This window comes from Pseudomonas sp. Marseille-QA0892 (assembly GCF_054950135.1).
Genome location: NZ_CM143104.1, coordinates 4,462,689 through 4,476,291, shown reverse-complemented (window position 1 = coordinate 4,476,291; position 13,603 = coordinate 4,462,689). Strand labels below are relative to the sequence as shown.

Below are 13,603 nucleotides of genomic sequence, written 5' to 3'. Positions count from 1 at the left end.
CAGACACAGGACAGGGCCTCGGAGCGGGCGTGGCCGCCGCGTACGGAGTCAACAACCAACCGAAGACGCGTCAGTGCGGACGAGCAAGCGCCGGGAGATCACCTGACAGCCCAAGGGCCTGCCGAACGAACAACCCTTTGGCCCCGGGCAAGCCATCGACCCATTTCAGTCCCTGGTTTCGTAGCCAGCGAAGTGGTAGCGGATCGGCCTGGAACAACCGCTCGAAGCCTTCCATCGCGCCCATCATCGCGAGGTTATAAGGCATACGGCGTCGCTCATAGCGCCCAAGGGTACGCAGGTCGCGAAGCGGTTGCCCGCGACCCCTGGCCTCGATCAGCACTTCTGCCAACACGGCCGCGTCCAGGAAGCCGAGGTTGGCCCCCTGCCCGGCCAGCGGGTGAATGGTATGTGCTGCATCTCCGATCAACGCCACGCCTTCGGCCACGTATCGCTTGGCGTGACGCTGTCGCAAGGGGATGCGAAGGCGCCTGTCGGCTGCGACGATTTTGCCGAGCTTGAACTCGAATGCCTGGCCCAATGCGGCATTGAAGGCTTCTTCGTCGAGCGCCATCAGGCGATCCGCTTCAGCCGGTATGACCGACCATACGATCGAGCACCAGTGAGTGTCTTCGGTCGTGCTCAAAGGAAGAAACGCCAGCGGGCCGTGTTCGGTGAAACGCTGCCAGGCCGTATGGCCGTGCGAACGCTCACAGCGCACGCTCGTCACGATGGCATCGTGCAGGTAGTCCCATTCGCGTGTCTCGATACCCGTTAGCTGGCGAACGGCTGAACGCGCGCCGTCAGCCGCAATGAGCAGGGGAGTTCGAATCTGCCGCCCGCCCTCGAGGGTAAGCAACCATTCCTCACCCGAACGGCGAAGCTGGAGTAAGCGCGCCTCGCCTTCGAGCCGTACTGAGCTTTTTGCCAGTCGATCGAGCAGGGCGTCACGCACCACGCGGTTCTCGACGATATGGCCAAGCCACTGCGCATGAACGCTTTCGGCGGAGAAATGAATCTGGCCCGTCCCTACGCCGTCCCAGACATGCATGTCTCGATACGGACAAGCCCGGCGGGACGTGATCCCCGGCCAGGCATCAAGGCGCTCGAGAATCCGCTGGCTTGCCGCAGACAACGCACTTACCCGGGGCTCGAATGGTTCTGAGGTGTCGAACGGAAAGACCTCAAGCGATTCACCGTCCAGTACCACAATGTCGAGGCCTTGCCCCTCCAGCGCCAGCGCCAGGGCGCTGCCCACCATTCCAGCACCGACAATGACGATGTCAGCCTGCGTAGTCATTCGCGCTTCTCCGTGGGTATCCAGGCTCGTCGACTTCAACCGCGCGTCCCCAGGCCCATGGCCTGTCGCGCGAACCAGTGCTTGGCGGGGGGCAGCAGGTCCAAACCCAGCAAGCCCAGATTGCGACCGGCAATCACCGCCGATTCTCGACGCGTGAAGAGTTGCGTCAGGTGATGAGAAAAGCCGACGGTCAGTTGTTGGTCCTGCCGCTGGCGGGCGTAGTAGCGCTGCAACGTCGCGAACGCACCCGGCGCAGCGTCATCCTCAAGCAGCGTCTCGGCCAGTACCTGGGTATCACGCAGCGACAGATTGAAGCCCTGCCCGGCCACAGGGTGCAAGCTGTGCGCTGCATTCCCTAGCACGACAAGGTGGGCACGCACCTGCTCGGCGGCCTCGACCAACTCCAGCGGGTAGACGTAGCGCGTGCCGACCTGGGTAAAGGCACCGAGCCGATAACCAAAGGCCTGCTGCAGCTCGCTCAGGAAGAGGGGCTCAGCACAGCCTTGTAACCGATGGGTATCGGCGGGCGAGCGGGTCCAGACCAGTGCACTGCGGTTATCAGCAAGCGGCAGCAATGCCATTGGTCCGTGTTTGCTGAACCGCTCGAACGCCTGTCCGCCGTGCGACGCGCGGGTCGTGACATTGGCGATCAGCGCGTGCTGATCGTAAGCGGTACGTTTGACCTCGATACCCAACTGGTCACGCAGGGACGAACGCCCCCCGTCCGCGAGTACCACCAACGAAGCATCCAGGGTCGTGTCGTCGCCCAATGCCAATGTATAGCCGGATTCGGTGGCCGAAGCGTTCGTAACTTCGGCCGGCGCACACCAATGGATAACGTCTCGATCCAATGCCTGCCAGAGGCAATGGCCGATCCAGGCATTTTCCACCACATAACCGAGGGCTGGCACCCCCTCATCCGCGGCATCGAGCCGCGCCGCGCCGAAACGACCACGGTCGGACACATGGATATGGGTGATGGGTTGTGCTCGCTGCTCGATAGCCGGCCAGACACCCAGCCGCTCGTAGATTCGACGGGAGCCGAACGATAGCGCCGAGGAACGCGCGTCGTAGCTGGGTTGGTATCCCTCGCCCGGTGGATAGGGCTCGACCAACACGATCCGCCATCCGCGTTGCCTGGCGCCGGCCTGAAGTGCCAACGCCAAGCTCGCCCCGACGAGCCCTCCGCCTACGATCGCAATGTCGGCCTTCATCGGGTCAGGCAACATCTTGGCGAGCGGCAGCCATCAACGCCTCGATCTCGTCGACAGCCTTCGGGACGCCGCCCGTGATGATCTCGCAGCCTTTCTTGGTGACAACGACATCGTCCTCGACACGAATGCCAATACCCCGCCACTTCTTGGCGACCTGGGTATTGTCCGGCGCGATGTAGATACCGGGCTCGACTGTCATCACCATGCCCGCCTCCAGCACACGCCACTCGCCGCCGACCTTGTAGTCTCCGACGTCATGAACATCCATGCCCAGCCAGTGCCCGGCGCGATGCATGTAGAACGCCTTGTAGGCGCCCGCTTCAATCAGCGCATCCACGTCGCCTTCAAGCAGGCCAAGGCGCACGAGGCCTGAGGTGATGACGCGTACGGTCGCCTCATGTGCCTCGTTCCAGTGCTTGCCGGGCGCGATGTGTTTGAACGCTTCAAGGTTGGCCTCGAGCACGATGTCGTAAATGGCGCGCTGTTCCGGCGTGAACGTGCCATTGACCGGGAACGTACGGGTGATATCGCTTGCATAGCAGTCGATCTCACAGCCGGCGTCGATCAGGACGACGTCGCCGTCCTTGAGCGGCGCATCGTTCTCGCGGTAATGGAGAATGCAGGCGTTCCGACCTGCCGCCACGATCGAACCATAGGCGGGCATCTTGGCGCCGCCCTTGCGGAATTCGTATTCCAGTTCGGCTTCGAGGTGGTATTCCGACAAGCCCACCCGGCTGGCCTGCATGGCTCGGATATGGGCAGCGGCCGATATTTCGGCGGCATAGCGCATCACCTTGATCTCGGCGGCTGACTTGTACAGACGCATGTCATGAAGCAGGTGATCGAGCGCCACGTATTCATTCGGCGGCTGCGCGCCCTGCCGCGCCTTGGAACGGATCGTGTTGATCCACTCCATCAAATGGTGATCGAACTCTGGATTTGTGCCGATGGCGTAGTACACCCGGTCGCGGCCTTCGATGAGGCCGGGCAGAATTTCGTCGATATCCCCGATCGGGAAGGCATCGTCGGCGCCAAAGTCACGTATTGCCCCCTCCTGACCTGCACGCAAGCCGTCCCACAACTCACGCTCGGGGTCGCGCTCACGGCAGAAAAGTATGTACTCGCCATGTTCCCGCCCAGGGATGAGAACCAGCACCGCTTCCGGCTCGGGAAAACCGCTCAGGTACTGGAAGTCGCTGTCCTGCCGGTAGACGTGCTCGACATCGCGGTTACGGATGTAGACGGGCGCGGCGGGCAGAATGGCAATGCTGTTGGGCTCGAGCTGCTCCATCAGCGCCTTGCGCCGCCGGGCGTATTCCGACTTCGGGATGCGAATCATGCACACTCCTGGGCAAATCTGGATCGAGAAAGGGGCCGTGTTTCAGTGCAGGGAGGGTTTCCCCGCAGGCTGCGCCGGCGCCTTATTACATTCGGTGAACAGGAGCAATGGCGCGACCCGAAGGTACTCCATCACTTCCATGTAATCGTTTTCGCCGTCTTCGGACTCCTCGAGGGCGCTCTGGACCTGAGCAATGGCCGCCAGATCCTCGAGCACTTCCATCGCATCAGCCGACAGGGCGCGATCGCCTGCTGCCACACCAAAGCCACCGAGAAAACCCTGGCACCACTGAGACAACGCGACGGCGCGGTCTTTCAATGACCCATCGTCGCCCGGCAGCAGCAGCACCACAGCCATGTCATCGCCGGTCAACTCCGCCTTTACCATCTCCTGCAGGCCAACCAAAGCCTGCTTGAAGGCGTCCTCGACAGGTGCACCCAGCACCTCGGCGACTTCCTCCAGCCAGGGCTCGGGCTCGAAGCCTGCGCCCGCGCAACTGCGCCCCAGCAACAAGCCATGAAGCTCTGCCGGAGAGACCTTGTGGCCAAAGCTGTTGATGAGAGCGGAAAAAGCGGCGTACGGGGATTCAGGCATGGACATATCGACTAGGCGCGGCGGCGGGGTGATGGCTAGAATAGACGGGTATCCTAGCACCGGCCGCGACGCCTCGGCCATCGAGCTCGCCCGGGCGGGTAACCTTTGCCTTTCCACCTTACAGGGTGGGCTTCCGTAATGGCGCAGCCTGCGTCGGCCGGAAGACACTTTGAATCCTCGCCAAGCGGGAGTCCATGGAAGACACCGATCTGAAAGCGCTGACGGTTCGTCTGGAGCAACTTATCCAGCGGGTCGAGCAGCTCAAGCTTCATAACCGTGCCCTGCTCGCCAATGAGCGTGCCTGGCGTGAAGAGCGCGCTCATCTGGTCGAGAAGAACGAATTGGCCCGGAGCAAGGTCGAAGCGATGATTTTGCGCCTCAAAGCCTTGGAGCAGGACTCATGAGTCAGCCGAACACCGTCACCGTACATATCCTCGACAAGGACTATTGCATCAGCTGCCCGGCCGATGAGCGCGCGAACCTCGAAAGCGCGGCACGTTATCTGGACGGCAAGATGCGAGAAATCCGATCCAGCGGCAAAGTCATCGGCGCCGACCGCGTCGCCGTCATGGCTGCCCTCAACATTACCCACGACCTTTTGCACAAGCAGGATCGAATGGACCGCGAGGCCAATAGCACGCGCGAACAGGTCCGGAGCCTGCTTGACCGAGTCGACCATGCGCTGGCCACTGATCAGGACGAGCAGACACGCTGATCGCCAAAACAGTCGTTTCGGGTATACTGGCGCCTGCTCCCTGGTGTGTGCGCCAGTTGGTCACGTCCCTCTCCCGATACGCAAAACCTCGGAGACTACGCGTGTGACTTGTGTGCATGTCCGCCTGACGGAAAGCCTAATGGTTGGCCGTAGTCCCCACCTTGAACTTTCGGGTTCAAGGGTCAAGCCGACAGCGGCACTTCGGGGAGTCCTCTCTATCTTGCAACGCTTCGCGCCGCCCCTCGATCGGGCTGGACGGAGCGAGGCATGACAAAGCTTTCGCAGCCGGCCGGCCTCAGCCGTGCCGAACTCCGACGCCAGCTACGAAAAGCACGTCGCGCCCTCTCCCCCGCAGCGCAACGTCACGCATCTAAAAAGGTCTATCGCAGACTCTCCCAGCACCCTACGTTTCGCCGGACGCGCCACGTCGCGTTCTATCTGGCAAACGATGGTGAAATCGACATTCGCCCTCTTTTGCTCGAAGCTCAACGCCGTGGCAAGGCCACCTACCTTCCCGTGCTCAAGGCCTGGCCTCGAACCCGGATGGCGTTTCAACGCATCCGCCCAGGGGAGAAAATGGTGCGTAACCGGTTCAGGATCCAGGAACCGCGCCCTCAGCCAGCCATGCAGCGCAAGACCTGGGCTCTGGGCCTGATTCTACTTCCACTCGTAGGATTCGATGCTCACGGCGGGCGCCTGGGCATGGGCGGGGGCTTCTACGACCGCTCTCTGGCGTTCAAGCAAGCACGGCGGGCCCAATGTAAACCCGTGTTGCTGGGCGTTGCCCATGGCTGTCAACGGGTCGACCGTCTTCCTGTTTCAAGCTGGGATGTGCCGCTCGACGCAACGGTAACGGATGACGGCTGGTATCGCGCCGACCCATCGAAAGGTTTCGACGTTTAGCCGACGCGGAAATGGCTGAAGGATGAGCAAGAAGCGCCAGCGGGCCATCGATCGAATCAGCGATTGATGCTCTGCTTGGGCATGAGATAGGCGGACGCCGGCGCGTTATTGCCGCGTTCCCAGAGGCTTTGGGTGTATCCGGTGGTGACAACGCCAAGGCCAAAAATGATGACCAATACCCAGAGCAGATCCGGTTTGCGCTTCTTCATCGATTGCCTCCCCCTTAAGGCACTGGATCACCGTGTGACGCTTCTCAAGGCTCCCTACCCCTCGAAGCGGCGGCATTTTGTTTGAACCGTGACGGTCCTGCAATTTGATTTCATGACCGGCTGTCGCTTAGCCGCTACCATTTGGGACCTGCAAAAAATTGGAGCAAAACCCATGCCCAACTGGCTCATGAAATCGGAACCGGACGAGCTTTCCATTCATGATCTCCAACGCCTCGGCGAGGCCCGCTGGGACGGCGTCCGGAACTACCAGGCGCGCAACTTCCTGAGAGCCATGGCAGTCGACGACCTGTTCTTTTTCTACCACTCCAGCTGCCCGGAGCCGGGTATTGCGGGTATTGGAAAAATTGTCCGCGCAGCCTATGACGACCCCGCCGCCACTGACCCAGAGAGCCCGTATCACGACCCCAAAGCCACGTCGGAGCGCAATCCCTGGAGTGCGGTCGATGTAGCATTCATACGAGCGTTCCGCCGGGTGATCCCATTGGCAACACTACGAGACCAGACAGGGCTCGCCGAGCTCGCCTTAGTCAAAAAGGGAAGTCGCCTTTCCGTGATGCCAGTAAGCGATGCCGAATGGCAGGTCATTTGTGCACTGGCGAGCTGAGCCGGATACTGCCAAAGAAAGGCAATGCCAGCCCGAAGCCGTCACTGCACGATGAGGTTGTTGAAGAGCAGGTCATCCACCAGCGGCGCGCCTTCTTCCTGCTGCAACACGCCCTGCACCTGCTTGAGTGCTTCCTGACGCAGCTGTTCTTTGGTCTCGACCGAGCCCAGGGTGGCATCGGTCTGCTGAGAAAACAGGGCGACAAGCTGATTGCGTATCAACGGCTGGTGATACTCAACCTTCTTGGCTGCTTCAGGATCTTTAACCTGCAGTGCGACGTCAGCCTTGAAGTAGCGAAGCTTCGGCCCCTCTCCGTAGTTGCCTACCAAGGCTGGAAACAGGTTGATGTAACTCACCTTCGGTGCGCCTTCGGGCGCTGATGCTTCGCTGGCCCAGGCCGGTGCGCAGAGCAGCGCCAGGACAAACGGGAGGATGGCTTTCAAATCAATAACTCCTGAAAAGGGCATTCAGCCATGTTGCTACGGCCCGAACAAATGCGCGTATTAACATGGCACTTTCTACTGCATCGGCACGGGCGCCCTGCGCTTGAATCCCGCGATCCGTTAACCTCAGCGTAACGATCCGGACCCGGCTGTTATTGATAGCGACTCGCGAGATTCCTAAGGTGTCGGCACACCCGCGGAATTCGAGGAGTCATGATGACAACAACAAATTCTCCACCGCCCGAGTGGTCACGTCGCCGTACCGAGAAAGCGCGGCGTCTGGACCAGGTGAAGCATCTCGCCGATGGCCCCCTGTTGCCGACCGAACGCATCGTCGAAGCGCTGGAAAGCCTGATCAGCCCGGGCGACCGCGTGGTACTGGAAGGCAATAACCAGAAGCAGGCGGACTTTCTGTCCCGCTCCCTCGCCACCGTCGACGCGAGCCGCATTCACGATCTGCACATGATCATGCCGAGCGTCAGCCGCAGCGAGCATCTTGATCTGTTCGAGCAGGGCATTGCGCGACGGCTGGACTTTTCCTTTGCCGGTCCACAGAGCCTGCGGATCGGTCAGCTGCTCGAAGACGGCCAGATGGAAGTCGGTGCGATCCATACCTACATCGAGCTCTATTCCCGCCTACTGGTCGACCTGATTCCCAATGTAGCGCTGGTCGCGGGGTTCCAGGCGGATCGCCATGGAAACATCTACACCGGTCCCAGCACCGAAGACACCCCCGCCCTCGTCGAGCCCACGGCGTTTTCCGATGGCATCGTTATCGTCCAGGTCAACGAACTGGTGGACGAACTGCCTCGGGTCGACATCCCGGCCTCCTGGGTCGATTTCATCGTGGTTGCGGACAAGCCCTTCTACATCGAGCCGCTCTTCACCCGAGACCCCCGCCATATCAAGCCCGTCCACGTATTGATGGCGATGATGGCGATCCGCGGCATCTACGAACGGCACAACGTCCAATCGCTCAACCACGGTATCGGTTTCAATACTGCGGCGATCGAACTGATCCTTCCTACCTACGGCGAATCCCTTGGGCTCAAGGGAAAGATTTGCCGCAACTGGACGCTGAATCCACACCCCACCCTGATTCCGGCCATCGAGACCGGTTGGGTCCAGAGTGTCCATTGCTTTGGTACCGAGCTGGGCATGGAAAACTACATGCGCCAGCGCCCGGACGTGTTTTTCACGGGACGCGACGGCTCGATGCGATCGAACCGCATGATGTGCCAGCTTGCCGGCCAGTACGCGGTCGACTTGTTCATCGGCGCCACGCTGCAAGTGGACGGGGACGGCCATTCCTCTACCGTCACCCGCGGCCGCCTTGCCGGCTTCGGCGGTGCGCCGAACATGGGCCACGATCCGCGCGGGCGGCGTCATGCCACCCCGGCCTGGCTCGACATGACCGAGCCCGTGACATTACTCGAGCGCGGCAAAAAGCTTGTCGTGCAAATGGTCGAGACCTTCCAGGAAGGTGGCAAACCCACCTTCGTAGAGCAGCTCGATGCCGTCGAGATGGCGAAGAAGGTCGGCATGCCGCTCGCACCCGTCATGATCTACGGCGACGACGTGACGCATCTGCTGACCGAGGAAGGCATCGCCTACCTCTACAAGGCGCGCAGTCTGGAAGAGCGACAGGCCATGATCGCAGCGGTGGCCGGCGTAACGGCGATCGGCCTGCGTCATGACCCCTCGGCCACTGAACGCATGCGCCGCGAGGGTCTGATTGCCCTTCCCGAAGACCTCGGTATTCGCCGCACCGATGCGACACGCGAGCTGCTGGCGGCCAAGAGCATCGCCGAACTCGTCGAGTGGTCTGGCGGGCTTTACAACCCGCCACCGAAATTCAGGAGCTGGTAATGACCCCACATGCCTATGCTCAACCCCACCTTCTCGAACATGCCCTGGCCGACCTGGCCGTGACGGCGCTCGTCGACGAAGCCACGCTGTCGCCCAAACCCGGGCTGGTTGATCGACGCGGCAGCGGCGCTCACCATGACCTGGACCTCGGCCTGATGCTGGCCTCGGCCCGAAGCCTCTGGCCTACCTTCGCCGCAATGGCCTACGCCGCCGCCAAGCATGGCGCGATAGACGGTGTATTGCGTGCCAGATTGGGCGAACTGGGGCGCACCGGTGAAGAGGACATGTTGCGCACGACTGGGGGCATCAATACACATCGTGGCGCCATCTGGGCGATGGGTCTGCTCATTGCCTCGTCAGCACTCGACAGTACCGCCAGCGCCGAACAAATCGCGTCCCGCGCCGGCGCGATCGCTCGGATTACAGACCCTTGCGCACCGGATACCCGCAACAGCCACGGGCTGATTGCCAGTCGCCGATATGGCGTCGGCGGCGCCCGCGAACAGGCCCAAGCGGGATTCCCAGAGGTGATCGAACAGGGTCTACCACAGCTAAAAGCGTCACGCCGTGCGGGCTGTAGCGAGCCACACGCGCAGTTGAATGCCTTGCTTGCAATCATGGCGCACCTTACCGATACCTGCGTGCTACACCGAGGTGGCGCCGCAGCGCTCGAGCGCACTCAAACGGGCGCACGGCAGGTGCTGGCCGCCGGCGGCGTCGCCACGTTCACGGGCAGGCGAGAACTACAGCGGCTGGACCGTGCCTTGCTGGCATTGAACGCCTCACCCGGAGGCGCCGCTGACCTGTTGGCGGCAACGCTCTTTCTCGATGCGCTTACACGCACACCCCTGGCCATTCGGAGCTGATCCCATGGAAACCCTATCCTTTGAATTTCCAGCAGGACGCCCCGGCGCCACCCGCGCGTTGGTGGGCTGCGTTGGCTCGGGCGATCTCGAAGTGCTGATGGAGCCTGGCCAGGAGGGCACATTATCGATCCGCGTCGTCACCTCGGTGAACGGTGCAAGCCAGCGCTGGGAGCAGCTATTCCAGCGTATGTTCAGCGCGCATGTGCCACCTGCCCTGCAGATCGACATCCATGACTTCGGTGCCACGCCGGGCGTTGTCCGCCTGCGCCTGGAGCAGGGCTTCGAGGAGGTCCGTCATGACTGACACTGCTCGCCTGCTGAACCAACGGACCTTCACTGAACTGGGCGCCCGGGCACGAGCCCGCGCGCTGCTGGATGCGGGAAGCTTCCGCGAGTTGGTCGATCCCTTCGAGCGGCTCATCTCGCCCTGGCTGCCTGGCCAAGGCATCGTGACCCAGGCCGACGACGGCGTAGTTATCGCCAAGGGCACCCTCGACGGGCAGCCTGCCGTCGTCGCAGCAATCGAAGGCGCCTTCCAGGGTGGCAGCATGGGCGAAGTCGGTGGTGCCAAGATCGCCGGCGCACTTGAACTGGCGGCCGAGGATAACCGCAACGGCATCCCGACTCGCGCCTGCCTGCTATTGGAAACCGGTGGCGTACGGCTGCAGGAAGCCAACCTCGGCCTAGCCGCCATCGCTGAAATTCAGGCCGCCATTGTCGACCTGCGTCGCTATCAACCTGTAGTGGGTGTCATTGCCGGCACCGTCGGCTGCTTTGGTGGCATGTCGATCGCGGCGGGACTGTGCAGCTATCTGGTCGTTACACGTGAAGCCCGCCTTGGACTGAACGGGCCACAGGTAATCGAGCAAGAAGCTGGCATCCAGGAATTCGATTCGCGTGACCGACCCTTCATCTGGAGCTTGACCGGTGGCGAGCAACGCTTCGCAACCGGGCTTGCCGATGCATTCGTGAGCGACGACCTTGCCGCAGTACGCAGCGAAGTCCTCCGCTGCATGGCCAGGGGCGTGGTGGAGACGCCGCGAAGCCAGCGGTACGCAAATTACCTCGATCGCCTCAAAAGCCTGGGCAGCGAGAGCCCACTGCTGACCGCCGATAACGTCCGGGAACTGTACAAGGAGACCATCCAATGAGCCGTGGACTGACGTGGTTACAGGCACTTGCCAACGCCAGGGAATCAAAGGGCTATCCCGCTTCGGTACGCGTTGTCGACGCAGAACTTGGCAACCATTCCGCACGCTTCATTGCCGTGGTGCCAGACCCCAAGAACCCCTTCCCTCGCGCGCGCAACGGCGAAGTTGGGGTCCTGGAAGGCTGGGCGCTTGCTCAGGCGGTGGACGAGGCCGTCAGGGCCGACGCAAACCGTGCGAAACGCACGCTTGTCGCTGTGATCGATGTTCCCAGTCAGGCATATGGCCGCCGCGAAGAAGCACTCGGTATCCACCAGGCACTCGCCGGCGCAGTGGACAGCTATGCGCGTGCGCGCCTGGCGGGGCATCCCATCGTCGGCCTGCTGGTAGGCAAGGCAATGTCAGGTGCGTTTCTGGCGCACGGCTATCAGGCCCAGCGGCTGGTTGCGCTCGAAGATCCTGGTGTCATGGTGCACGCCATGGGTAAGGCTGCCGCAGCCCGCATCACGTTGAGGACCGTCGAGGAGCTTGAAACATTGGCCGCCACCGTTCCCCCCATGGCTTATGACCTGGATAACTACGCATCGCTGGGCCTTCTATGGGAGCGCTTGCGCGTAGACAGTATCGAGGCGCCAAACGCGGACGACATTAGCCGCGTCCGCAACTGCCTGTCCCGTGCAGTAGCCGATATGGGTGCAGACACCACGCTGGCGTCTCGGCTGGGCGGCAAGAATCGGGCAGCATCATCCGCAGTACGCGAGCGCCTGCGGGCGCAATGGGCGTGATGTGGGCTGGAGCATTCCATGAACGAACGTCCTTTACCGCATGATCTGCTTTGGGGCATGCGCGCCGAGATGCTGGCGCCCGACGCACCTGCTTGGGCGGTCGCTGCGCTAAATGCCGGCCACCCTGTCGTGGTTCGGCGCGCCCATGACGTTGCCGAGTGCATTGCCGTGGGTTTGCGGGGATCTGCACGCCACGAACGCCTTGCAGCCTGGATGCCGGTGGCTCAAATCCAGAGGCGCGTTCGGCCGGAGGGCTTGCTCGCCTCTCGGCTATCAGGCATGCATCCTGTCTTCCTTGCACTCAGCGCTGTTCAGCCAGTCCTCGGCGCGCACGGCCTGACATGGGGCGTTACGGGCAGTGCCGGTTATGCCTTGGCGACCGGCCTGGAGGTGCTGACGCCAGATAGTGACCTCGACCTGCTCATACGTGCGCCTGTTCCGCTTACGCGCGACGGGGCTCGCACGCTGCTTGGCGAGATCGAGGCCGCGGCTTGCTACCGCGTCGATATCCAGCTTGAAACCCCTCTGGGCGGATTGGCACTGCGCGAATGGGCCGGATCGTCGGAGCGTGTGATGGTCAAGACCGCGCAGGGTCCACACCTGGTGTCCTCGCCATGGTCGTTGCAGGAGCAGGCCGCGTGAGCAGTCTGCTGGCTTTTCCGGGGCAAGGCTCGCAAAGGCCAGGCATGCTGGGCGCACTGCCCGATCACCGCCTGATCAGGGAATGCCTGAGCGAGGCAAGTGACGTGCTAGGCGAAGACGTCCGATCGCTGGACACCGACCATGCCCTGGCGGGTACCCGTAACGTGCAGCTGTGCCTGTTGATCGCAGGCGTTGCAAGTACGCGGTTGCTCGAATCGCACGCGCCTGCTGCCGACTGGGTGGCCGGCTTATCCATTGGCGCCTACGCTGCAGCCGTCGCGGCCGAAGCAGTGACCTTCGAGGATGCGCTTCGTCTGGTGGCACTGCGAGGCCAGTTGATGCAGGACGCATACCCGCAGGGCTACGGCATGACAGCTGTGATTGGCCTGGAATTGCAAGCGGTCGAGGCACTGGTAGAAGGCGCACCTGGCAACACGCCGCTCTACGTGGCGAACATCAATGCTGACAATCAGATCGTGGTCGCAGGCGCGGAACCCGGTCTGGCCGATCTGGAAACGCGCGTTCGCGCTGACGGCAATGGCGTCGCCAAGCGAGTCGCGATCAGCGTACCTTCGCACTGCCCGCTCCTCGACGGACCCGCGGCCACGCTTGCTGAGGCGTTCGCGACCGTGCGCATCGAGCGCCCAAGCCGTCTCTATCTCAGCGGCTCGCTTGCACGTCGTATCCAGGATCCTGCCGCGCTTCGCGAAGACCTGGCTTTCAATATGGCGCGCCCGGTGCACTGGCACGCGACCCTTCGCAGTGCCTACGAAAGAGGTGTTCGTCTGCACATCGAAATGCCCCCGGGGAATGTCCTGACGGGCTTGGCGCGTCGGGTCTTTGCTCCCGGATCGACCATAGCCTTCCAGGGCAGTCGCCTGGACACCCTCGACGCCCTGTTGCGTGAGGAGGTGGCCCGCAGCGAATAGCTCACCGTATCTCAGGTTGGCGCCC

At 62.3% G+C, this 13,603-nt stretch carries 17 protein-coding genes and 1 other RNA gene; 12 read left to right on the top strand and 6 right to left on the bottom strand.

Annotation, left to right across the window (positions count from 1 at the left end; translation table 11 throughout):
• Window positions 1-70: 70 nt before the first annotated feature.
• Genes ACY8D3_RS20740 through ACY8D3_RS20725 form a run of 4 tightly spaced genes read right to left on the bottom strand, consistent with a single transcriptional unit; the run spans window position 71 to window position 4,450 of the window.
• A complete protein-coding gene (locus tag ACY8D3_RS20740) occupies window positions 71-1,297 on the bottom strand; it encodes a 2-octaprenyl-3-methyl-6-methoxy-1,4-benzoquinol hydroxylase (protein WP_462380732.1) in 1,227 nt (408 codons plus the stop codon).
• A gap of 35 nt (window positions 1,298-1,332) precedes the next feature.
• Window positions 1,333-2,511, bottom strand: a complete 1,179-nt coding sequence (gene ubiH / locus ACY8D3_RS20735; protein WP_462380731.1) for a 2-octaprenyl-6-methoxyphenyl hydroxylase — start codon at window positions 2,509-2,511, stop codon at window positions 1,333-1,335.
• A 4-nt stretch (window positions 2,512-2,515) separates the two neighbouring features.
• Window positions 2,516-3,850, bottom strand: coding sequence for a Xaa-Pro aminopeptidase (gene pepP, locus ACY8D3_RS20730; protein ID WP_462380730.1), 1,335 nt, complete (start codon window positions 3,848-3,850; stop codon window positions 2,516-2,518).
• Window positions 3,851-3,892: 42 nt separating this feature from the next.
• Complete coding sequence (locus ACY8D3_RS20725; RefSeq protein WP_462380729.1) at window positions 3,893-4,450, bottom strand: YecA/YgfB family protein; 558 nt, start codon at window positions 4,448-4,450, stop codon at window positions 3,893-3,895.
• A gap of 188 nt (window positions 4,451-4,638) precedes the next feature.
• On the opposite strand from ACY8D3_RS20725, the gene ACY8D3_RS20720 reads away from it, so the two are divergent.
• The 4 genes from ACY8D3_RS20720 to ACY8D3_RS20705 all read left to right on the top strand — a co-directional run bounded on the left by ACY8D3_RS20720 (window position 4,639) and on the right by ACY8D3_RS20705 (window position 6,062).
• A complete protein-coding gene (locus ACY8D3_RS20720) occupies window positions 4,639-4,848 on the top strand; it encodes a TIGR02449 family protein (protein WP_462380728.1) in 210 nt (69 codons plus the stop codon).
• A complete protein-coding gene (locus ACY8D3_RS20715; protein ID WP_462380727.1) occupies window positions 4,845-5,159 on the top strand; it encodes a cell division protein ZapA in 315 nt (104 codons plus the stop codon). The genes ACY8D3_RS20720 and ACY8D3_RS20715 overlap by 4 nt, the downstream gene beginning before the upstream one ends.
• A gap of 34 nt (window positions 5,160-5,193) precedes the next feature.
• A non-coding RNA gene (ssrS, locus tag ACY8D3_RS20710) (6S RNA) lies at window positions 5,194-5,371 on the top strand.
• A gap of 55 nt (window positions 5,372-5,426) precedes the next feature.
• Entirely contained in the window at window positions 5,427-6,062 is a 636-nt protein-coding gene (locus ACY8D3_RS20705) for a 5-formyltetrahydrofolate cyclo-ligase (protein ID WP_462380726.1), read from the top strand.
• A 56-nt stretch (window positions 6,063-6,118) separates the two neighbouring features.
• Here the strand turns inward: ACY8D3_RS20705 and ACY8D3_RS20700 are convergent, their stop codons facing one another.
• Window positions 6,119-6,271 (bottom strand): hypothetical protein, encoded by a 153-nt coding sequence (locus ACY8D3_RS20700; RefSeq protein ID WP_462380725.1) that lies wholly within the window; start codon window positions 6,269-6,271, stop codon window positions 6,119-6,121.
• 172 nt (window positions 6,272-6,443) lie between these two features.
• Here ACY8D3_RS20700 and ACY8D3_RS20695 point away from each other — a divergent pair, with 172 nt between their 5' ends.
• Complete coding sequence (locus tag ACY8D3_RS20695) at window positions 6,444-6,896, top strand: EVE domain-containing protein (protein WP_462380724.1); 453 nt, start codon at window positions 6,444-6,446, stop codon at window positions 6,894-6,896.
• 41 nt (window positions 6,897-6,937) lie between these two features.
• On the opposite strand, the gene ACY8D3_RS20690 is transcribed toward ACY8D3_RS20695, so the two are convergent.
• Window positions 6,938-7,363 carry a flagellar basal body-associated protein FliL gene (locus ACY8D3_RS20690; RefSeq protein WP_462380723.1) on the bottom strand — a complete coding sequence of 142 codons (426 nt, stop codon included), beginning with the start codon at window positions 7,361-7,363 and terminating at the stop codon, window positions 6,938-6,940.
• Window positions 7,364-7,555: 192 nt separating this feature from the next.
• Between ACY8D3_RS20690 and mdcA the strand changes: the two genes are divergently transcribed.
• From mdcA to mdcH, 7 genes are read left to right on the top strand one after another with little or no spacing between them, the layout of a single operon-like run.
• Complete coding sequence (gene mdcA / locus ACY8D3_RS20685; protein ID WP_462380722.1) at window positions 7,556-9,208, top strand: malonate decarboxylase subunit alpha; 1,653 nt, start codon at window positions 7,556-7,558, stop codon at window positions 9,206-9,208.
• The gene (locus ACY8D3_RS20680) at window positions 9,208-10,074 is read left to right on the top strand and encodes a triphosphoribosyl-dephospho-CoA synthase (protein ID WP_462380721.1); all 867 of its coding nucleotides are present in this window, start codon (window positions 9,208-9,210) and stop codon (window positions 10,072-10,074) included. The genes mdcA and ACY8D3_RS20680 overlap by 1 nt, the downstream gene beginning before the upstream one ends.
• A gap of 4 nt (window positions 10,075-10,078) precedes the next feature.
• Entirely contained in the window at window positions 10,079-10,378 is a 300-nt protein-coding gene (locus tag ACY8D3_RS20675; RefSeq protein WP_462380720.1) for a malonate decarboxylase subunit delta, read from the top strand.
• Window positions 10,371-11,225, top strand: a complete 855-nt coding sequence (locus ACY8D3_RS20670; protein WP_462380718.1) for a biotin-independent malonate decarboxylase subunit beta — start codon at window positions 10,371-10,373, stop codon at window positions 11,223-11,225. The genes ACY8D3_RS20675 and ACY8D3_RS20670 overlap by 8 nt, the downstream gene beginning before the upstream one ends.
• Window positions 11,222-12,007 carry a biotin-independent malonate decarboxylase subunit gamma gene (mdcE, locus tag ACY8D3_RS20665; RefSeq protein WP_462380716.1) on the top strand — a complete coding sequence of 262 codons (786 nt, stop codon included), beginning with the start codon at window positions 11,222-11,224 and terminating at the stop codon, window positions 12,005-12,007. Before ACY8D3_RS20670 ends, mdcE begins: the two co-directional genes overlap by 4 nt.
• An 18-nt stretch (window positions 12,008-12,025) precedes the next feature.
• Entirely contained in the window at window positions 12,026-12,649 is a 624-nt protein-coding gene (locus ACY8D3_RS20660) for a malonate decarboxylase holo-ACP synthase (RefSeq protein ID WP_462380715.1), read from the top strand.
• Window positions 12,646-13,578, top strand: coding sequence for a malonate decarboxylase subunit epsilon (gene mdcH, locus ACY8D3_RS20655; RefSeq protein WP_462380714.1), 933 nt, complete (start codon window positions 12,646-12,648; stop codon window positions 13,576-13,578). Before ACY8D3_RS20660 ends, mdcH begins: the two co-directional genes overlap by 4 nt.
• Window positions 13,579-13,603: the final 25 nt, after the last annotated feature.

What these genes read in the sequence shown, in the direction of transcription:
- ACY8D3_RS20705 (WP_462380726.1), top strand. Translation starts at nt 5,427, where the DNA reads ATGACAAAGCTTTCGCAGCCGGCCGGCCTCAGCCGTGCCGAACTCCGA.
- ACY8D3_RS20725 (WP_462380729.1), bottom strand. Translation starts at nt 4,450, where the DNA reads ATGTCCATGCCTGAATCCCCGTACGCCGCTTTTTCCGCTCTCATCAAC.
- ACY8D3_RS20715 (WP_462380727.1), top strand. Translation starts at nt 4,845, where the DNA reads ATGAGTCAGCCGAACACCGTCACCGTACATATCCTCGACAAGGACTAT.
- ACY8D3_RS20680 (WP_462380721.1), top strand. Translation starts at nt 9,208, where the DNA reads ATGACCCCACATGCCTATGCTCAACCCCACCTTCTCGAACATGCCCTG.
- pepP (WP_462380730.1), bottom strand. Translation starts at nt 3,850, where the DNA reads ATGATTCGCATCCCGAAGTCGGAATACGCCCGGCGGCGCAAGGCGCTG.
- ACY8D3_RS20740 (WP_462380732.1), bottom strand. Translation starts at nt 1,297, where the DNA reads ATGACTACGCAGGCTGACATCGTCATTGTCGGTGCTGGAATGGTGGGC.
- mdcA (WP_462380722.1), top strand. Translation starts at nt 7,556, where the DNA reads ATGACAACAACAAATTCTCCACCGCCCGAGTGGTCACGTCGCCGTACC.
- ACY8D3_RS20700 (WP_462380725.1), bottom strand. Translation starts at nt 6,271, where the DNA reads ATGAAGAAGCGCAAACCGGATCTGCTCTGGGTATTGGTCATCATTTTT.
- mdcE (WP_462380716.1), top strand. Translation starts at nt 11,222, where the DNA reads ATGAGCCGTGGACTGACGTGGTTACAGGCACTTGCCAACGCCAGGGAA.
- ACY8D3_RS20670 (WP_462380718.1), top strand. Translation starts at nt 10,371, where the DNA reads ATGACTGACACTGCTCGCCTGCTGAACCAACGGACCTTCACTGAACTG.
- ACY8D3_RS20690 (WP_462380723.1), bottom strand. Translation starts at nt 7,363, where the DNA reads ATGCCCTTTTCAGGAGTTATTGATTTGAAAGCCATCCTCCCGTTTGTC.
- ACY8D3_RS20720 (WP_462380728.1), top strand. Translation starts at nt 4,639, where the DNA reads ATGGAAGACACCGATCTGAAAGCGCTGACGGTTCGTCTGGAGCAACTT.
- ACY8D3_RS20675 (WP_462380720.1), top strand. Translation starts at nt 10,079, where the DNA reads ATGGAAACCCTATCCTTTGAATTTCCAGCAGGACGCCCCGGCGCCACC.
- ACY8D3_RS20660 (WP_462380715.1), top strand. Translation starts at nt 12,026, where the DNA reads ATGAACGAACGTCCTTTACCGCATGATCTGCTTTGGGGCATGCGCGCC.
- ACY8D3_RS20695 (WP_462380724.1), top strand. Translation starts at nt 6,444, where the DNA reads ATGCCCAACTGGCTCATGAAATCGGAACCGGACGAGCTTTCCATTCAT.
- ubiH (WP_462380731.1), bottom strand. Translation starts at nt 2,511, where the DNA reads ATGAAGGCCGACATTGCGATCGTAGGCGGAGGGCTCGTCGGGGCGAGC.